The organism is Paucibacter aquatile (genome assembly GCF_002885975.1).
GTDB lineage: Bacteria > Pseudomonadota > Gammaproteobacteria > Burkholderiales > Burkholderiaceae_C > Paucibacter_A > Paucibacter_A aquatilis.
Genome location: NZ_POSP01000003.1, coordinates 978,449 through 995,998, shown reverse-complemented (window position 1 = coordinate 995,998; position 17,550 = coordinate 978,449). Strand labels below are relative to the sequence as shown.

The following is a 17,550-nucleotide window of genomic DNA, read 5'->3' as shown; positions in this document are numbered from 1 at the left end:
GTGGGGAGGATGGTAGGGGGTTTACAGGCGTTCTGCCACCCAGGCCTGGACCGATGCCAGCGCGGCCGGCACGGCCGCCGCCTGCGTGCCGCCGGCCATGGCCAGATCGGGCTTGCCGCCGCCCTTGCCGCCGCATTGCTGGGCCACGAAGCTGACCAGCTCGCCGGCCTTCAGGCCACGGGCGATGTAGTCGGCGGTGACGCCCGCCGACAGGTGCACCTTCTCGCCTTCGACGGCGGCCAGCACGATCACGGCCGAGTGCATCTTGTCGCGCAGCTTGTCGATGGTTTCGCGCAGGGTCTTGGCATCGGCGCCATCGAGGGTGACGGCCAGGACCTTGGCACCCTTCACATCGATAGCCTGAGTCAACAACTCATTGCTCTGCGCGGCAGCCAAGCGGCTCTTGGCCGTGGCCAGGTCTTTCTCCAGGGCCTTGACCTGGTCCAGCACGGCTTGCAGGCGCGGCTCCAGCTCGGCCGGCGCGGTCTTCAGGGTTTGGGCGGCGCGGCTGACCGTGCCTTCCAGCTGCTGCAGATAGGCCAGAGCGTTGTCGCCGGTGACGGCTTCGATGCGGCGCACGCCAGCGGCCACGCCGCCTTCGGACACGATCTTGAACAGGCCGATATCGCCGGTGGCTTTGACGTGGGTGCCGCCGCAGAGTTCCTTGGACGAGCCGATGCTCAGCACGCGCACGGTTTCGCCGTACTTCTCGCCGAACAGCATCATGGCGCCGCTCTTCTGCGCATCATCGAGCGCCATGACCTCGGCCTTGGCACCGGCATTGGCCAGGATCTCGGCGTTGACGATAGCCTCGACCTTGGCGATCTGCTCGGCGGTGACCGGGGCGTTGTGGGCAAAGTCGAAGCGGGTGCGTTCGGCGTTGACCAGCGAACCCTTTTGCTGCACATGGGCGCCCAGCACTTCGCGCAAGGCCTTGTGCATCAGGTGGGTGGCGCTGTGGTTGCGCACGGTCTTGGCGCGGGCTTCGGCGTTGACGCGGGCGACAAAGCTGTCGCCGGCTTTGATGGTGCCTTCCAGCACCCGGCCGTGGTGGCCGAAGACATCGGCCTGGATCTTCAGCGTGTCTTCCACGGCGAAGCGGCTGCTGTTGTTGCGCAGCTCGCCGGCATCACCGGCCTGGCCGCCGCTCTCGGCGTAGAAGGGCGTGTGGTCCAGCACGACGACGGCGTCATCGCCGGCATTCGCCTGCTCGACCAGGGCGCCGTCCACGTAGACGGCCGTAACTTTGCTGCTCTCGCAGACCAGGTGCTCGTAGCCGTGGAAGGCGGTGGGCTGGCCCTTGTACTCGAGGCCGGCGGCCATCTTGAACTTGCCGGCGGCACGGGCTTGCTCGCGCTGACGCGTCATGGCGGCTTCAAAGCCGGCCTGGTCGACGGTCACGCCGCGCTCGCGGCAGACGTCGGCGGTCAGGTCAGCGGGGAAGCCGTAGGTGTCATGCAACTTGAAGGCCGTGTCGCCGTCGAACACGGTGCTGCCGCTCTTGCCCATTTCGACCAGGGCGGCTTCCAGGATTTCCATGCCGTTGGCGATGGTCTGGAAGAAGCGCTCTTCCTCTTGCTTGAGCACTTCGGTCACGCGGGCTTGCGCTTGGCGCAGCTCGGGATAGGCCTCGCCCATCTGGTTCACCAGCTCGGCCACGATCTTGTGGAAGAAGGGGGTGCGGGCGCCCAGCTTGTAGCCGTGACGGATGGCGCGGCGGGCGATGCGGCGCAGCACATAACCGCGACCTTCATTGCCCGGGATCACGCCGTCGACGATGGTGAAGCTGCAAGCGCGGATGTGGTCGGCGATGACCTTGAGCGAGGCGCTGTCCTTGTCGCAATCCTGAGCGCCGGAGCTGTCGACCGCTGCCTTGGCTGCGGCCAGCAGGGCCACGAAGGTGTCGATCTCGTAGTTCGAGTGCACATGCTGCAGCACGGCGGCCAGGCGCTCCAGGCCCATGCCGGTGTCGACGCTGGGCTTGGGCAGGCGGTGCATCACGCCGTCTTCGGTCCGGTTGAACTGCATGAAGACGTTGTTCCAGATTTCGATGTAGCGGTCGCCGTCTTCGTTCGGGCTGCCCGGAGGGCCGCCGGCCACATCGGGGCCGTGGTCGTAGAAGATTTCCGTGCAGGGGCCGCAGGGGCCGGTGTCGCCCATCATCCAGAAGTTGTCGGACATGTAGCGGCCGCCCTTGTTGTCGCCGATGCGCACGATGCGCTCGGCGGGCACGCCCACCACCTTGTTCCAGATCTCGTAAGCCTCGTCGTCTTCGGCGTAGACCGTGACCCAGAGCTTCTCGGCCGGCAGCATGAACTTGGTGGTCAGCAACTCCCAGGCGTAGGAGATGGCGTCATGCTTGAAGTAGTCCCCGAAGCTGAAGTTGCCCAGCATTTCGAAGAAGGTGTGGTGGCGCGCGGTGTAGCCAACGTTGTCCAGGTCGTTGTGCTTGCCGCCGGCGCGGATGCATTTCTGGCTGGTGGTGGCGCGGCTGTAGGCGCGCTTGTCGAAGCCCAGGAACACGTCCTTGAACTGGTTCATGCCCGCGTTGGTGAACAGCAGCGTCGGGTCATCGCCAGGCACCACGGGGCTGGACGCCACGATCTGGTGACCTTTGGATTCAAAAAACTTCAGAAACGTCTGGCGAATTTCAGCTGCTTTCATTCCGTGGCTTTCTGCGGGCAGCCCTGTCTTTCGAACAGGGTAAATGCTTGATTTTTGTGGACTTTTGATTATAGGTCGCGGGCCGCACCGTCCGGGCGAGCGGTGGCGGCGAAGCAGGTAGAGTGTGGCCCCAAGAAGCCACGAACCTAGGAGACCTCTGCAATGGACCACAGCAAGAATTCACCCCTGGCCGCACTCGATGACGCCAGCCTTCTGCGCACCCAGGCCTTGATCAACGGCGAGTGGGTGGCCGGCAGCGAACGCTTTGCCGTCGTCGACCCGGCCACTGGCGCGCAACTGGCCGAGGTGGCCAATCTGGGCGCCGGCGATGCGGAAGCGGCGATTGCCGCGGCGCAGAACGCCTTCGGCCCCTGGCGCAGCAAGACGGCCAAGGAGCGCGCCGCCATCCTGATGCGCTGGTCGCAGCTGCTCCACAAGCATGCCGACGACCTGGCCCGCATCATGACGGCCGAACAGGGCAAGCCGCTGGCGGAAGCGCGCGGCGAAGTGGTCTACGGTGCCAGCTTCATCGACTGGTTTGCCGAAGAGGGCAAGCGGGTCTACGGCGAGACCATCCCGACCACCGACAACAACAAGCGCTATCTGGTCATCAAGCAGGCCATGGGTGTGTGCGCGGCCATCACGCCCTGGAATTTTCCGATCGCCATGATCACCCGCAAGGTGGCACCGGCGCTGGCTGCCGGCTGCACGGTGGTGATCAAGCCGGCCGAAGCGACGCCGCTGTCGGCCCTGGCCGTGGCCGAGCTGGCGCAGCGCGCCGGCATGCCGGCCGGTGTGCTCAATGTGCTGACGGCGGACGCCAGCAACTCCATCGCCATCGGCCATGTGCTGTGCGAGAGCGATGTGGTGCGCCATCTGTCGTTCACCGGTTCGACCGAGGTCGGCCGCATCCTGATGCGCCAGTGCGCGCAGACGGTCAAGAAGCTGTCCCTGGAGTTGGGCGGTAACGCGCCTTTCATCGTCTTCGATGACGCCGATCTCGACAGCGCTGTGGAAGGCGCCATCGCCAGCAAGTACCGCAATGCCGGCCAGACCTGCGTTTGTGCCAACCGCCTGTATGTGCAGGCCGGCGTGTACGAGGCCTTCCTTGACAAGCTCAGCGCCAAGGTTGCCGCGCTCAAGGTGGGCAACGGCTTTGAGCCGGGCGTGAACGTCGGCCCGCTGATCGACGAGCAGGCCATGGCCAAGGTGGAGTCGCATGTCAACGACGCGCTGGCCCTGGGCGCGCGACTGCTGAGCGGCGGCAAGCGTGCCAGCGAGCTGGGTGCGCAGTTCTTCGAGCCCACCTTGCTGGCGGATGTGACGCCGCAGATGCTTTGCTCGCGCGAAGAGACCTTTGGCCCGGTGGCGCCGGTGTTCAAGTTTCAGACCGAGGCCGAGGCCATCGCCCTGGCCAACAACACCGAGTTCGGCCTGGCCAGCTACTTCTACAGCCGCGATATCGGCCGGATCTTCCGGGTCGGCGAGGCGCTCGAGTACGGCATGGTGGGTGTCAACACCGGCCTGATCGCCACCGCCGAGGTGCCCTTCGGCGGCGTCAAGCAGTCGGGCCTGGGCCGCGAGGGCGCGCACCACGGCATGGACGATTACGTCGAGATCAAGTACCTGTGTTTGGGTGACATTCTTCGCTAGGCGCTCTTCATCCAGAAAAGAAAAAACCGCGATACAGCTGCAGGCTGTATCGCGGTTGCCGACTTGATGGATCGGGCATTGAAGCCCGGTCCGTCGTCTCGAAACCTGAGGTTTACTCGACGTCCACGCTGAAAGTCAGCGCGGTCAGGCGGGGGGCGCCCAGGTAGTAGAACGAGGTGGATGGGTTGTAGTTGGCGCCGGAGCCATTCAGCGTTGTCGCAGCTGCATTTGTAATGACCGACGAAGGGCTGCGGTACTTGGTGTTGCCGATGTTGCTGATGTTCAAACGCAGTTGCGGGTTCTTCAGCATGCCCCAGTTCGAGAACTTGTAGCCGGCGTCAAAGTCAGCCGAGGTGTAGCTGGGAGCCTCTTGCTGGTTCATCAAGTCGACGAACTGCGCGCCGGTGTACTTGCCCTTCAGGCGCAGGTAGATCGGACCTTGCTCGTACTGCAGCGACAGCGAGGCCATCTTCTCCGGCGTCTTGCCGAATTGCTTGCCCTTCGTTGGCAGGTAGCCCGTGGTGGTGACTCGCAGGTCTTCCTTCATCTTGCTCTTCTGGAGCGTCAGCGATCCATAGGCAGAGAAGCCGTTGAAGACTCCGCTGCCCAGTTCCAACTCCAGGCCGCTGTTCTTCGTGCCACCGGCATTCAAGTAGGTGCTGACCAGTGTTTCTGGATCTGTCGCTTGAACCTGACGATTCTTGAAGTCGGAATTGAACAGTGTGACGGACAGCGACAGATCGCGAGACTGGAAGCGATAGCCTGCGTCGATCATCGTCGAGGTTTCCGACTTGACTTCCAGAATAGGCTGCACCGGGCCGCCGTTGATGGACGCCACATAGACACCGCTGGAACTGACCTGGTATGCGTAGTTCGGCGGCGCACGGAAGTTCTTCGACACGTTTGCGAAGAGGTGTTGCTTCTTGTCGATGTTGAAGCGAGCGCCCAACTGCGGCAGCACTTCGCGGAAGGTGCGTTCGATGTTGAAGGTCTTGCTGGTCGCGGTCCCGGCGGTGTAAATGCCATTGACCACCGTGTAATTCGGGACCTTGGTTTCGTTGGCGTAATTGGTGACATCACGCGTCACGCTGGGAAGCTTCAGGCCCAGGTTGATGAACGCGCGGTCGTTCAGCAGGCTGATCTGGTCGTTCAGATAGAGCTGGTAGACCGTGCTGATCGTCTTGCTGTCGCGGCCTTCATAGCAAGTGCCGTCGACGCGTTGAACGCAGTTGTCCCGCAGCCATTTGTCGGTCGCCGTGCCGTCATCATTCAGTCGCACCGCGGGCTGAGTTTGACGGTGAGCGGCTCGCTCGTACCACAGGCCGGCCTTCAGGTAATGGTTGCCCATCGTGGTGCTCACTTCGGCAGTAACGCCGGGGCGGTTGGTCTTGGTCACGCTGGCGCGACCGAGAGCCACGGTGTCTAGCGTGTCACCGTCACCGTTGATGTCTTTCGCACCACCCATCAGGCCGGTGCTTTCCGAAAGCAGCAGGCGCGACCAGCCGCCATTGCCGAAGCCGTACCACATGTAGGGCTGCACCTTCAGGTAGGTGTCCTCGGCGAGTTTGAACGAGCCCGACACCGACGCGATCACGTTCTCGAACGGGTTGAGCGCCAAGCCGTAATAGATGCCCGACCCGGCTGCGGTGGTCGGCTGGGCAATGTCTACTTGGGCGCCTGGGCCTGGCGTCTTCTGCCCGATGTTGGTGGGCGAGTAGTCATAGTAGTACCCGTACTGGTTCAATTGGGTCAGGCTGAGCGTTTGGATGTTTTGGTTGACCATCCGGTTGTACAGAATCGAACCCAGAATCTTGTTGTCTGCGTTCAGATCGAGCGAGAAGCCTGCGTCAATGTGGTCCTTCTTGCCGGATCCAATGCCCTTCCACTTATCGACTTCGGCGTGCGAATAGCTCAGGAACACCTTGGCCTTGTCGTTGGCGAAGCGACCCGAGTCAAAACGCACGAAGGTACGCTTCAGGTTCAGGCCTCCGAGGGTCTGGCTGAATCGGACGCGGCGAGTGTCGGTGGGATCGCAGGTGATCATGCTCACCGAACCGCCAGTGGCACCGCTGTTGGGCGACTCCAGTTCAGGAGAGCCTTGGGCCACCGAAGCGGTGCAGACGTTCTCCTTGTCGATCATTTCTTGAGCATAAAAGGCGTAGCCGCCCGAGTCGTTAACCGGCACGCCATTCACCGTGAAGCCGATCTGGTCGGACGCGAAGCCGCGGATGCTGACGTCGCCGCCGAACATGCCAGTGGCGTCGTAGTTGTAGGTGTTCACGCCGGGCAGCAGGGCAATGCTCTGCAACACGTTGCCGGTGCCGAGTTCCTTCTCCATCGCAGCTTTGGTGATGGTGCTACGGCCCTTGACCGAGTCATCCTGGACCATCTGGCCGCCGGCGAGCTTGCCTTGGCCCACCACAGAAATCGTGCCTAGACGGACCGTGTCCTCCTTGGCGCGGGGCGAGGCCGTCTCGCTCTCTGATGCGGGGGCAGTTTGTGCCATGGCAGGCGCGCCCGCCACGAGTGCGGCGGCGATGCTCAGCGCCGTCCTAGAAAAAACCGACTTGTACCTGCTGCTCATCGTGATTACTCCAATAAAAGCGCTGAAATACGCGTAAAAAATTTGTCACAAAAATGTACATCGAAGGCAGTCGCAAACGTTTACTTGCGACTGATTTCCGCATCGAAGCCACAATGGATTCGGTTTGCAGAGAGTCCTTCTTGTCAAACGTCGGGCCTTGTGTCTGACACTTTCTTCCCGGCCTGAGCTCGCGGAGCTTTCATTCGAAAACGTTTGCGCGCGGGTTCAAAAAAAAGCGGTAGACGGGGCAGAATGTTCAATTGTCGTTCCAGCTTGGGCTTAGGGCCGCATGGGAACTAGATCGCATGACCCAATTTTCCAGCTCCCGAGCGCCTTGGCGATATCCGGGTGCACCCGGAAGTCGGGGGTGTTCGAAGCTCAAAACCGGCCAAATCTGTCTCCAGGACGGACTGTGCCGAGGGGATGTTGAAGTTCCGTGACACCTTCTGTGGCCTGCGTTCTGCGTTGTGAATTCGCGACGAAAGCTCATTGGCCGGGTCTTGGAACACGTGGGCGCGCTGTCACGACGCTTTTTTACGATGACGGTGCTGGTGAAATTCTTGTCGGCCGAGACCGTTCGCGGTCGGATCGGTCTGTTTGCTGCTTTAGGGAGTCTGCCTTGTCTTCATTCATGCACCTTGCCGCTCACGCGCCGGGCCGCGCACGCGCTCAGGGTTCGGCGTCGCGCTGGACAGGCTTGTCCTCTTTGAGCCTGTTGGCGCTTGCCCTGGCGGGCTGTGCCGCGCCCGTGGCGCCGGTCGCGACGACACCTCGCGAGTTGAGCATTTTTTCGATCAACGATTTCCACGGGCATATTCAGCCCAAGTCACCCACGCCCCTGATGCCACGGCTGCCGGATCCGCAGACGGGTGAGATCAAGCCTCAGCCCGCTGGTGGCGTGGCCTATCTGGCCGATGCCCTGCAAAAGCTCCGCGCGCCCCGCCAGCACTCGGTGTTTGTGGCTGCAGGCGATTTGATCGGCGCTTCGCCGCAGCTCTCGTCCCTGCTCAAGGATGAGCCGACCCTGAGTGCGCTGGGTGAACTTGGCCTGGTCGCTACATCGTTGGGCAACCATGAGTTGGATGCAGGCCTGCCTGAGCTGATGCGCAAGGCGCGCGGTGAATGCCCCGCGAATGGCTGCGTCTGGCCCGAATTCAAGGGCCCGGGCTTTCCGTACCTGGCGGCCAATCTCCTGGATGCCAACAGCGGCCGGGCCCTGCTGCCCAGCCATGTGATCAAGGAGGTGGGCGGGTACAAGGTCGCTTTCGTGGGTGCTGTGACCCGCGACACACCCCTGGTCGTGGTGCCGCGCGCCATCACTGGTCTGCGCTTCGCTGACGAAGCGGACACCCTGAACGCCTTGGTGCCACAACTGCGTGCCGAGGGCGCGCAATTGCTGGTGGCGGTGATGCACGAAGGCGCCACCCAGGCCGGGGGCGCCAATGATCCGAGCTATGCCTGCCCGGGCATTCAAGGGCGTGGCGTGGACATCGCCAACCGGCTCGATCCGGCCTATGCCCTGATCATCAGTGGCCACACCCACCAAGCCTACACCTGCAAGATCAAGGGCCGCCTGCTGGTGCAAGCCGGCAGCTACGGCGGATGGATCACCGAAAGCCGCCTGACCTTGGACGCCGAAGGCAAGGTGCTGGATGCGCAGGCGGTCAACCATCCGGTGCTGCAATCGGCTTACCAGCCGAATCCGGCGTTTGTGGCCCTGGTGCAGCGCGCGGCGGCCCTCACGGCTGCGGTGCGCACCAAGCCGGTGGCGACGCTGAGCCAAGGCGCTCAGCGCAGCACTCGCGCGCCGTTTGGCGATGGCACGCTGGGCAATCTGGTGGCCGACTCTCAGCTGGCCTACGCCAAAAAGCGTGGTGCAGCGGACATCGCCCTGATGAACCCGGGTGGCATTCGCGCCGACCTCACAGTGGAACCGGGGCGACCCGTGACCATGAGCGATCTGTTTGCCATCCAACCCTTCGCCAACGAGCTGGTGGTGATGAGCCTCAGCGGCGCACAGTTGCATGAGCTCTTGCTGCGCCAATTGCCCAAGGGTGATGCCCCGCCGCGAATGCTGCAGATTTCCCACAGCTTGCGCTACCAGTGGACGCAGGATGCCGATGGCAGCTCGCGCCTGACCGAGGTCAAAGTCGACGGCCAACCCTTGGACCTGCAGCGCAACTACCGCGTCGTGGTCAACAACTTCATGGCCGATGGCGGCGATGGCCTGAGCGTGTTGCGCCAGGGCAAGGACCGCGTGCCTCTGGGCGTGGACATCGACGCCATGGTCGAGTGGCTGTCCGAGAACCCTGCGGGCGCGATGGCACAGATCGAGCCGGGTCGGATTCGCAAGCAGTAATCAAGCCACCGGCGGACTGGGCCGGTATCGAGGAGCCCTGGCGTAAGCCCGGCTCGCTCGCGCTTTGCCGGCCTCAGCGCTTGGGGCCGCCCAAGGTCAGCTGCGCAAACGCGGCGGCCCAGACGTCGAAACTGGATTCGCTCACTTCCAGGCCATCCAGCCCGCAATGGCTGAGCTCGGCGCTGATGCCGGGGTCAGGTCTTGCTGGCTGAGCCGCTGTGGCCTGAGACGGTTGAACACGGTGGGCGGTGGCGAAGTGCTGCATGTCGGGCTTGGGGAGTTCCATGCCGACAGCATCGCTCGCCTCGTGGCGTTCAACCATCCTCCTGGAGGGGGTGAGCTCACGGGCTCCTACAAGCCTTGTCCTTCTGATGGGGGAGGGCGCTGGAACTGCGCTAGGCAGATAACACGGGGGGATTGAAGCGGGTGCCGATGGGGCAAGACCTGACCCTTGCGTGGATCAGCGCCTAGTGAGGAGATGGAGCGGGCGAAGGGAACCCGCTCCATGTCTCAATCCTCCAGGGCGTCACCCTTGGTTGAGCTGCCTTTGTAGCATGACTTTGTAGCAAGTTATGTAGCAAGTTTTGTAGCAAGTTTGGCTCGCGGCAGGACTGCATGAAGCGGCTCGCACGGACCGGTGGTTCAGCAGCGCTAGTGCCCGGAATCCGTGGCAATGTCATCCCACGCAGTAAAGCAACTGGCCAGACCATATAGACTCGACCCCCCCTCGCGCCTGAAGCCCTGTCCATTCAGTGCCGGGTCTGTGCAGGTCTTGCCGCGCGAAGTCTTGCAGGATTGGCCCCGGGCTGCGAGTTTTTGCCGCATTCGCCCGCAGCCCACCTGGTGGAATGCTCTCCAGCCTCGCTCGGGCGCCATTTCATCTTCAACCCCATCGATGTGGCTTTGTCGGCGGTGCTCAGATTCCCCTGTCCATCTGTGAGCAGGTCTCCAGCGTCGGCGGGTTGGTCGCAGCGTGGGGATCTTGCTTGGTAGTCAGGAACTTGTCGTGGTAGTAGAGAGAAGTGCGTGGGTTCCTGCGGATTTCGTCGAGCATCTTCGGGGCGCAATTCCGGGCTTCGATCAGGAGTCCCAGAAGGACCAGTTGTGGCTGGCGAGATTTGCTTGGGTCGGTCATTCCAAAGCGCGCCAGCACAAAGGGTTCAAGGAGTTCATGAGCGTCAGCCATCGAGAGTTGGAGTCTGTGTTTGGTCGGGGAAAGTTCGAGCCCCTGAACAAGCGTTTGAACTTCCTCCATGTGGCGCCGTACTGGTCTAAGGCCAATGCATCGACCAAAGGATATGCCTTCGCCCGACGAGTCAGTGAAGCACGGGTGGCGTACTTTGCCGCTCTTCCCAGTTCCCCGACGAATCTGGTGCTTTCAGACGGTTCAACTCTAAGGAAGCTTCCACCGGCTGTCGCATCAAAGGACATGGACGGTTTGACCACCACCGCGTGGAAGAGTGCCAAGGCCATGAACCGGATTCCCGTCAATGTGGCGGCATTGCACGAGTTTCGGGGGTTTCTGGAGGTTTGCCTTGATGAGTGCATTGCTGGCACTGCCCCTCCTGAGTGGAGTGGTCAGTATGCGGCGGGGCGGTTTCGAGAGCTGCTGGCAGCGTCAGGCCAGGTACTGCGTATGGCCAACACAGCTGCTGCCGGCCCAGGTTTCGTGCCGCAGCATTACGTGCAGGCCCGCAGTGGGCGGCTCTATGGGCAGGGATTCACTCTTCAGTCCGTGCCCACACCCGTGCGTCATGCCGCAATGGCAGGATGGTATGAGTACGACATTTCGAATTGTCACTACAGCATCGTTTCGCAGATGGCCCGAAAGCACGGCTTTTGCTGTCCTGCCATTGACGCTTATCTGCTCGATAAAGACGGGTTTCGCCGTAGGGTCGCGGCGCAAGTCGGGATAACTGTCGACCAAGCAAAACAGTGCCTGTTGGCCATCTTGTATGGCGCCCGCAGGAACCCGTCAGAGCACAACTCAATTCCGCAAGAAATTGGGTCAGAGCGCGCCCGTAGCTTTTATGACATGGCGGAAGTTGCAACACTGTTCACGGAGCTTCAGGGCGCCCGCCGAGCAATTTTGCGTAACTGGACCAGGTCTGGGAACGCCCGTTTGGTCAACGATTTTGGACGTGCGGTGGACCCCAAGCAGACGCCGGAACAGCAACTGGCCCACCTTACCCAGGGCGTTGAGGCGAGGGCACTGCTGACGTGTGTCAACCTTGCCCCGTCACAAATCGTGCTGCTTCAGCACGATGGCTTTGTGTCTACGTCGCCCTTGAACATGGACGAACTGACCAATCGGATTTGCGACGCTACCGGCTATCGTTTTTCGATGGAAGAGGTACATATCGCCGCACCGATGGGCAGGACGAAATCCAATTTGATTTCGCTTCTACGCCAAGATCCATGGGGGCTGTAGTGAGTTTGTTGTTACTTAGTGCCCGTGCTGCCTCCCTGTACCTCCTGTAGCCCAAAAACTGACCTCTACTTCCCTTAGGGCCCTTGGCCCTGTAAAGCTGAATTGGACTGACTGAGCTGCTGAACGGTGATGCCGGGTGGTCGTGCTCGGACTGGTGCACCGCTGACTGTCTGCTCATCACTCTCATTGCATGCCTCTGGGCTCGCCACGGGCGCGCACCAAAAATTCAATCCTTGAAACAGCAGCCCGGAGGGGCAGGGGATTGATATGAGCAAGAAGAGCATCGACAGCGAACGCGCCCGTGTTGACCGCATCATCCGCAACCGCGCGAGGTCGGCCGCCCATGAGCACTTTTTGAAGCGTATAGGGTTCGACAAAGGCTCTCTGCGACACCAGTCCGTACGAGCGATCCTTCAAGAGGGCTGAAAGGGCCCGAGAAGGCGCGATCTCCTGGGCGGCATACCGTGGGGTGCCTCGGTCGCCCAGCGCGCCCGGGCGGGGCCTGGTACCCCTAGAAACGAGGGGAGGGAGGTGAGGGCCTTGCTTGTGTCGTAGGAGCTGAGAATTGCTCAGTTCTTATAGGTGGATCGATGCTCTTGCCGTTCATGGATCCAGGCGCAAGCCGGGTGCCCTTGGCGAGCGGCGCAATGGCAACTTGGTCAGGATACTCAGCCAGTTGGGCAGAGGCTTCCCGGGCACTTTTAACTCCCAACGTCATGAACTCAGAGGATGCCAACAATGCTGGAGCTTCGATGGCCACGACCGAAGCGAAGCGAGCGAGAGTGGCCGGTCGACATAGCCCACGTCCGGGCGACTGGCTCATCTTGCCTGCGGCGGCATCCACTCCAGCAGCGCCTGCTCCCATGCACCCCAGGTGGACTCTGTTACCTCAAGACTATGAAGTGCATCCGCACGCTCAGTCGCCTCAACGCGCCGCTCAAGCAGCACTTCGGTTTGGCGCAAGATTTTCAGCAACGTAGCGGTGAACGTATGGCCGGCAGGCTGGTGGGCGGTATGCATGGGGCTCTCCTACAGTGATGGCGCCAGCATCCATCAGCGCCCGCTGCGCAACCATCCCACCGGGGTGGGCCCTCTTTTGGAGGAATGGCCGAAAACGGACTAGCATTCCTGTGCTCTACTGGCGGCGGGATTTGCCCGCGAGGGCTAAGCTCTACTCGCCCAGGGCGTCTGGGTGGGGCTCCCCTTTCTCAAGAGTGCCCCAGTACAAGTAGCATTGGCCGGTCACTACCAGCACAGACAATCCCATGACCAGCTCTGGCGCAGCGGACCTTCAAAGATGGCGCGAAACGCCCGTCCTGCGTTTGCTTTGCACTGGAAGCCTCCTGCAAGGTAACCATCTCAACAAAGTCTGGCGAGGGATGGCGCAGCGTTCAAGCAGCCTTGAGCCTGCCGTACCGATGATGGTGAAGTGGGTTGCCAAGAAGGAAGTGCTGGCGGCAGAGTTGGCTTGCGCAGCTGCTGCGCGCGCTTTGAAGCTGCCGGTCCCCGGCGGTGCACTCGTTCTCGCTGAAAAGCATGATCTTCCCGGGATTCCCGCGAAGGTTCGCGGCGCAAACACCGACCTGGTCATCTGCTTCGGCAGCGAACTGCAATGGCCGGATGACACGTTGGCCCGCCCCCGTGGCACGGACGCCGCTGAGGAATGGGTGTGGGGGCAGGTTTGTCAGAGCCAGCAGGGCGCAAGTGGCGGGGCGTGGGATGAGCTGGTTGCCAATGACGACCGGCACTGCGAGAACTTGGTCTACGACGGCTTGCGCTGGTGGCTCATCGACCATGAGCGAGCTCTGCCGAGCGTGGCGAAGGTGATGCAGAAGTTTGCCGAGGCTATCGCTCGGCAGACGGTGATCGACGAGCGGGCGAGCCGAAACACCCTTGCGACGGAAATGCTCATGCGACGACCGACGGATCACAAAATGGAGATGCTGCCGTCAAGTTGGACCAGCCAGCGACAACGCCTCATCTGGATGGCCGACCAAGCTCAATCCTGGTCCACGGGTATTCCGGACGTTGATACCGTTTTGATGATGGCTCATGTCTATCTCCGGAGCATCAATCTTCGGCTCCCAGCGCTCGCTCTACACTTACAAGATCGCCTCGCCCGTCCAAGTGCCGCATCCCTGTGGAACTCTTCCAGCCCGCCGTCCGCCTAGACACGCCGTCGCAGCATCTTGCCGCGCCGCCGTTTGTCGCCCGGTTTTCGCCCGTTTTCTGGGAACCAGTTCCCGGAACGGGTGAGCGGGTTGTCGTCCTGATTGCGGTGGAGCCGGACGCAGGGAGCAAATCTTCGGTCAGCCCGGGTACCTATTGCGTCCTGCCGCTCCTCCGACTACGGGCGCTCTTAGGTGTCCAGCGCGGAACGGCGGCACACGGTGTACTGCGCCAAGCTGCCGAGTTCATGACCCTTCGGCAACAGGCGGGAGTACCGCTTGAGGATTTGGAAGCTCCGTTCCATGGCTTCATCTTGGGACCGCAGTTGATGGGAAGGGGTTATGGCATCGAGCAATTGTTGGATGCAGCCGTTCGAAGCGTGAGCGCGTTCGGCTCTGCTGATGCTCTCGTCGATGATGAAACCGTCTCGGAGCGACCGCGTCACACGATCAAGACTCAAGAGTTCCTACAGGCAATACGGCGTCAGGTCGCTGGAGACGATCCCGAGCGCCGTGCCAGATTCGAGAAAAGTCTTCAACCCAGCCTTGATCTTCCCGAACTGACGGTCGACTACGCCTGGCGACAATGGCTCTTGCAGGTGACAAGTCTCCCCGGGACCAAGCGTCAGAGCATGAACACGTTGCGCGAATCTCAGAGCAAGCTCTATGAAATTGACGTGATCCGCCGGCACATGCAGGGAAACGCCGTGAAGCCCGTGCTGTTAATCAATACAGATACGCTGAATGGAGCGGCTAGCGAGGAAGTCGTGAAGGAGGCGACTTCGATGCTCGACCGCCTCCTGCGCTTGGCCAAGGCAGAACAATTGGATGTCATTGAAGCTTCATCTCCGATGGAGGCTGCCGAGCACGTCAACGCGCTGCAGTAAGCAGCCGATTTAGCGCCGATAGCGCGATACGTCGCATTCCGCCTTCAGGTCACCCCACGGACCCGTCCTCGCACGCCGGAACCGTCGCACGAGTCGGCCTTATGGTATCAGCGAGTTGCGGCGAGGTAACCTGCTACTCGGCGGCCAACTCAACCAATCTATAAACCCGTCCTGGTTTGGAGTAATTTTTGAAATCCGGGTAGGTCTCGACATAGCCAGCAGCGGCCGAGGCTCGTGGTAATCAGAGGTCACTCGTTCGCCGCCGCGTCGGCTCGCAGGCCGCTGTTGTGTGCGACGTGTGTGACGGCTGCTAGGTGCCCGGCCGGCCGAGGTCTTCTACCACGTCAGATGAAAAAAGGGGCCCCGACGAGGCCCCTTGCGCGAGAAACGTCCGGGCGGTTATGCCGCGGCGTCCCACGGGCAGAAGTTCAACGACAACAAGTTGTCGTTCCAAACGCCATTGGCGTAGGTGCGCAAATACGGCGCATGATTACCGGGGCGCACGACACCGACATCTGCGCGCTTGCCCGAGACCGGGTCCAGCACGAAGAATGTGTTGGTCTTGTTGTCAATGCTTTCGACGACCTGTGCCACGGGCCACATCCAATTGCCGGCTGGGTTACCGACATTCGTGATGTGGTCGTGGCCGCCCTGGGGATACGACTTCAAAATACAGGTGATGCGAACATCAGCCATGGTTGCTTCTCCAGTTACAAACCAGACCACCATGAAATCTCAAACCGTGTAGCATCAAGCTTCCACACATGATCTTCGGATCGAGCCCCGGGTGGTCACCTTGGGGGCAACGGCCAAGTGCGCAAGCCCTTGGCCGTTTGCATTTCTGTAAGCAGGATAGCAGCAAAACTAGATGTGTGTCTAAAAATGCGACGACACACTACATATAGTGTGTTATACATTTTTTCGCACATGTTGCGAACAGCTTGTCCACAACGTTATCAACACATCGCGCTGGCAAATCCGCAGAAATTGCTGCCGGCAGGTGCCGTAGCTGAGACGGGCGGTAACGGCCGCAACTCCGAACGGTACTCGTCGCCGTGCGCAATGGCTGCTTGACGGTGCAGAGCGTGAGTAGGCGTGACGCCGGTCAATGGCAGCAATCGCTGCGCTGCCGTCCTTCGCCCTTGACTTCGAACTTCGGCTTTGGGCACATTGCCGCCATACGAGCTCCGGCCGCGACCGTCAGCAACCGCTGCAGAGCTGTCCTCCACAAAGAAACCGGGACGTCGGTTGAGGGCGTCTTGCTCACACTCGGTCCCGCGAGACTAGATGGCTGTTGGTTAAGGTCTTGTGGCCCCCGGCGGCAACCATTGGACGCCCGTACGTCGTACCAATTCTTGGTAGCTGATCGGTTTTCCGGCGACTTCGTCGTCACGGTTGGCTTGCCAGTGAACCCAGGCTTGCCGAGTTTGACCGTCGTACACCAGTTTGAACAGGTGGCTTGGTACATGAACGCCGTTGTCACCGATCCGCGTATTGCTTCCAGCAAAAACCGCCCCGGTGATTACATAGACGTCGCCCTGGGCGCGCAGTACGTACTTTCGCGTGTCCTGTTCGATCTTGGACCAAGCCCCGGAATTGTGCCGAATCGACTGCGGCACCATATTGGCCAGCGAGAAGGACTGCGCGAGCGCCACTTCAGTGGCCATATCGCCCGAGGGTGCCAGATGTCCTCGGGAGTAGCCTGACCGCTTGTAGTCTTCAAGCTCGGCTCGCTCTGTGCGAGGGAGTCGTGCATCTGCAAAGAACCGGTCTGACTTTTGACGCTTGATCCCGCCCAGGGCCTGCCTGTTGAGTCGCTGCGCCGCAAAGACGGGCGTTTTTGTAGCCCCGCTATGCAGCACCGCAAAGCTGTCGTAGCAGAGCTCGCGCAGCTGCGGATTGCGAGCTATGACCGGTGCTTGCTGTTGTACGAAAAACTTCGGGCAGCTTGCGAAAGAGCTCGGCAGGCTAGCCACTTCCGTGCTGATGGCCCCGGCACTTCCAGGCACATGCCAAAGAGATCCGCAGACGAGTGCCGCTGGTGATAGGTATCGGTAGATCGGCGAACGCATGGGAGTATTTCAAGGGCGACCGTAAAGATGATGGCTGAACCCAAGTGGTGCACCGGCAACTATCGCTGCTCTTGATGATCTCACCCTTGCTGGTCCTGAGCTGAGGTAGCCGTACCTCGTCCGAGCTGCCCTGGAGCAGCATGAGCTAACCCGAGCTAAGCCAGCCTGAAACGGCATGTCGCGTTCGCATTCTGAATCGGTCCTGGGTTCCTGGTCTCCTCAATCTTCATGTTTTGAAGCATGACTTGATGAAGGAGCTGGGCTGTGCTCGGCAGGTGGATGGCACCGCTGGTCCCCGGAGCCAAGTAGTCAACACCTTCGTCGCGTTCCGCGTTGTTTGCCACGGGCACGTGCCAAGCATGCAATCCTCGAAATTGCAGCCCGGAGGGGTGGGGGATTGATATGAGCAGAAGAGCATCGCCATCGACCGGGCCCGTGTGGATCGTGTCATCCATAACAGGGTGAGATCAGCCGCCCACGAACGCGTTCTGAAGCGACAGGGTTCGACAAAGACTCCCTCCGACACCGGCCCGTGAGAGCTATCCTTCAGTAGGGCTGAAAGGGTCCTAGAAGGCGAGATCTCCTGGGCGGCATACCCTGAGGGTGCCTCGGTCGCCCAGCGCGCCCGGGCGGGGCCTGGTACCCCTAGAAACGAGGGGGGGGATGTGAGGGCCATCCTTTTGTTGTGGGACCTGAAAATCGACGAGACCTTATAGAGTGGTTCGAGGACCC

At 61.4% G+C, this 17,550-nt stretch carries 11 protein-coding genes; 5 read left to right on the top strand and 6 right to left on the bottom strand.

Annotation, left to right across the window (positions count from 1 at the left end; genetic code table 11):
- Window positions 1-21: 21 nt before the first annotated feature.
- Window positions 22-2,664, bottom strand: a complete 2,643-nt coding sequence (alaS, locus tag C1O66_RS07530) for an alanine--tRNA ligase (protein WP_102767314.1) — start codon at window positions 2,662-2,664, stop codon at window positions 22-24.
- Window positions 2,665-2,826: 162 nt separating this feature from the next.
- Here alaS and C1O66_RS07525 point away from each other — a divergent pair, with 162 nt between their 5' ends.
- Window positions 2,827-4,317 (top strand): NAD-dependent succinate-semialdehyde dehydrogenase, encoded by a 1,491-nt coding sequence (locus C1O66_RS07525; protein WP_102767313.1) that lies wholly within the window; start codon window positions 2,827-2,829, stop codon window positions 4,315-4,317.
- 112 nt (window positions 4,318-4,429) lie between these two features.
- Here C1O66_RS07525 and C1O66_RS07520 read toward each other — a convergent pair whose 3' ends face one another.
- Complete coding sequence (locus C1O66_RS07520; protein ID WP_102767312.1) at window positions 4,430-6,901, bottom strand: TonB-dependent receptor; 2,472 nt, start codon at window positions 6,899-6,901, stop codon at window positions 4,430-4,432.
- 778 nt (window positions 6,902-7,679) lie between these two features.
- Between C1O66_RS07520 and C1O66_RS07515 the strand changes: the two genes are divergently transcribed.
- Window positions 7,680-9,260: a bifunctional metallophosphatase/5'-nucleotidase gene (locus C1O66_RS07515; protein ID WP_165794521.1), complete on the top strand. Its 1,581-nt coding sequence runs from the start codon at window positions 7,680-7,682 to the stop codon at window positions 9,258-9,260.
- A 73-nt stretch (window positions 9,261-9,333) separates the two neighbouring features.
- Here C1O66_RS07515 and C1O66_RS07510 read toward each other — a convergent pair whose 3' ends face one another.
- The gene (locus C1O66_RS07510; RefSeq protein WP_133155131.1) at window positions 9,334-9,546 is read right to left on the bottom strand and encodes a hypothetical protein; all 213 of its coding nucleotides are present in this window, start codon (window positions 9,544-9,546) and stop codon (window positions 9,334-9,336) included.
- Window positions 9,547-10,233: 687 nt separating this feature from the next.
- Between C1O66_RS07510 and C1O66_RS07500 the strand changes: the two genes are divergently transcribed.
- On the top strand, window positions 10,234-11,691 hold the full coding sequence (locus C1O66_RS07500) for a hypothetical protein (RefSeq protein ID WP_165794520.1): 1,458 nt from the start codon (window positions 10,234-10,236) through the stop codon (window positions 11,689-11,691).
- Between the two features lie 819 nt (window positions 11,692-12,510).
- Here C1O66_RS07500 and C1O66_RS07495 read toward each other — a convergent pair.
- Window positions 12,511-12,711, bottom strand: coding sequence for a hypothetical protein (locus C1O66_RS07495; RefSeq protein WP_102767307.1), 201 nt, complete (start codon window positions 12,709-12,711; stop codon window positions 12,511-12,513).
- 245 nt (window positions 12,712-12,956) lie between these two features.
- On the opposite strand from C1O66_RS07495, the gene C1O66_RS07490 reads away from it, so the two are divergent.
- Together C1O66_RS07490 and C1O66_RS07485 are read left to right on the top strand one after the other, a co-directional pair.
- Window positions 12,957-13,862, top strand: a complete 906-nt coding sequence (locus tag C1O66_RS07490; protein WP_133155128.1) for a hypothetical protein — start codon at window positions 12,957-12,959, stop codon at window positions 13,860-13,862.
- On the top strand, window positions 13,832-14,746 hold the full coding sequence (locus C1O66_RS07485; protein ID WP_102767305.1) for a hypothetical protein: 915 nt from the start codon (window positions 13,832-13,834) through the stop codon (window positions 14,744-14,746). The genes C1O66_RS07490 and C1O66_RS07485 overlap by 31 nt, the downstream gene beginning before the upstream one ends.
- Before the next feature lie 399 nt (window positions 14,747-15,145).
- Here C1O66_RS07485 and C1O66_RS07480 read toward each other — a convergent pair whose 3' ends face one another.
- Window positions 15,146-15,442: a DUF3892 domain-containing protein gene (locus C1O66_RS07480; protein ID WP_102767304.1), complete on the bottom strand. Its 297-nt coding sequence runs from the start codon at window positions 15,440-15,442 to the stop codon at window positions 15,146-15,148.
- 602 nt (window positions 15,443-16,044) lie between these two features.
- Window positions 16,045-16,818, bottom strand: coding sequence for a DNA/RNA non-specific endonuclease (locus C1O66_RS07475; RefSeq protein WP_102767303.1), 774 nt, complete (start codon window positions 16,816-16,818; stop codon window positions 16,045-16,047).
- Between the last annotated feature and the right edge of the window lie 732 nt (window positions 16,819-17,550).

What these genes read in the sequence shown, in the direction of transcription:
- alaS (WP_102767314.1), bottom strand. Translation starts at nt 2,664, where the DNA reads ATGAAAGCAGCTGAAATTCGCCAGACGTTTCTGAAGTTTTTTGAATCC.
- C1O66_RS07525 (WP_102767313.1), top strand. Translation starts at nt 2,827, where the DNA reads ATGGACCACAGCAAGAATTCACCCCTGGCCGCACTCGATGACGCCAGC.
- C1O66_RS07520 (WP_102767312.1), bottom strand. Translation starts at nt 6,901, where the DNA reads ATGAGCAGCAGGTACAAGTCGGTTTTTTCTAGGACGGCGCTGAGCATC.
- C1O66_RS07510 (WP_133155131.1), bottom strand. Translation starts at nt 9,546, where the DNA reads ATGGAACTCCCCAAGCCCGACATGCAGCACTTCGCCACCGCCCACCGT.
- C1O66_RS07495 (WP_102767307.1), bottom strand. Translation starts at nt 12,711, where the DNA reads ATGCATACCGCCCACCAGCCTGCCGGCCATACGTTCACCGCTACGTTG.
- C1O66_RS07490 (WP_133155128.1), top strand. Translation starts at nt 12,957, where the DNA reads ATGACCAGCTCTGGCGCAGCGGACCTTCAAAGATGGCGCGAAACGCCC.
- C1O66_RS07480 (WP_102767304.1), bottom strand. Translation starts at nt 15,442, where the DNA reads ATGGCTGATGTTCGCATCACCTGTATTTTGAAGTCGTATCCCCAGGGC.
- C1O66_RS07475 (WP_102767303.1), bottom strand. Translation starts at nt 16,818, where the DNA reads ATGCGTTCGCCGATCTACCGATACCTATCACCAGCGGCACTCGTCTGC.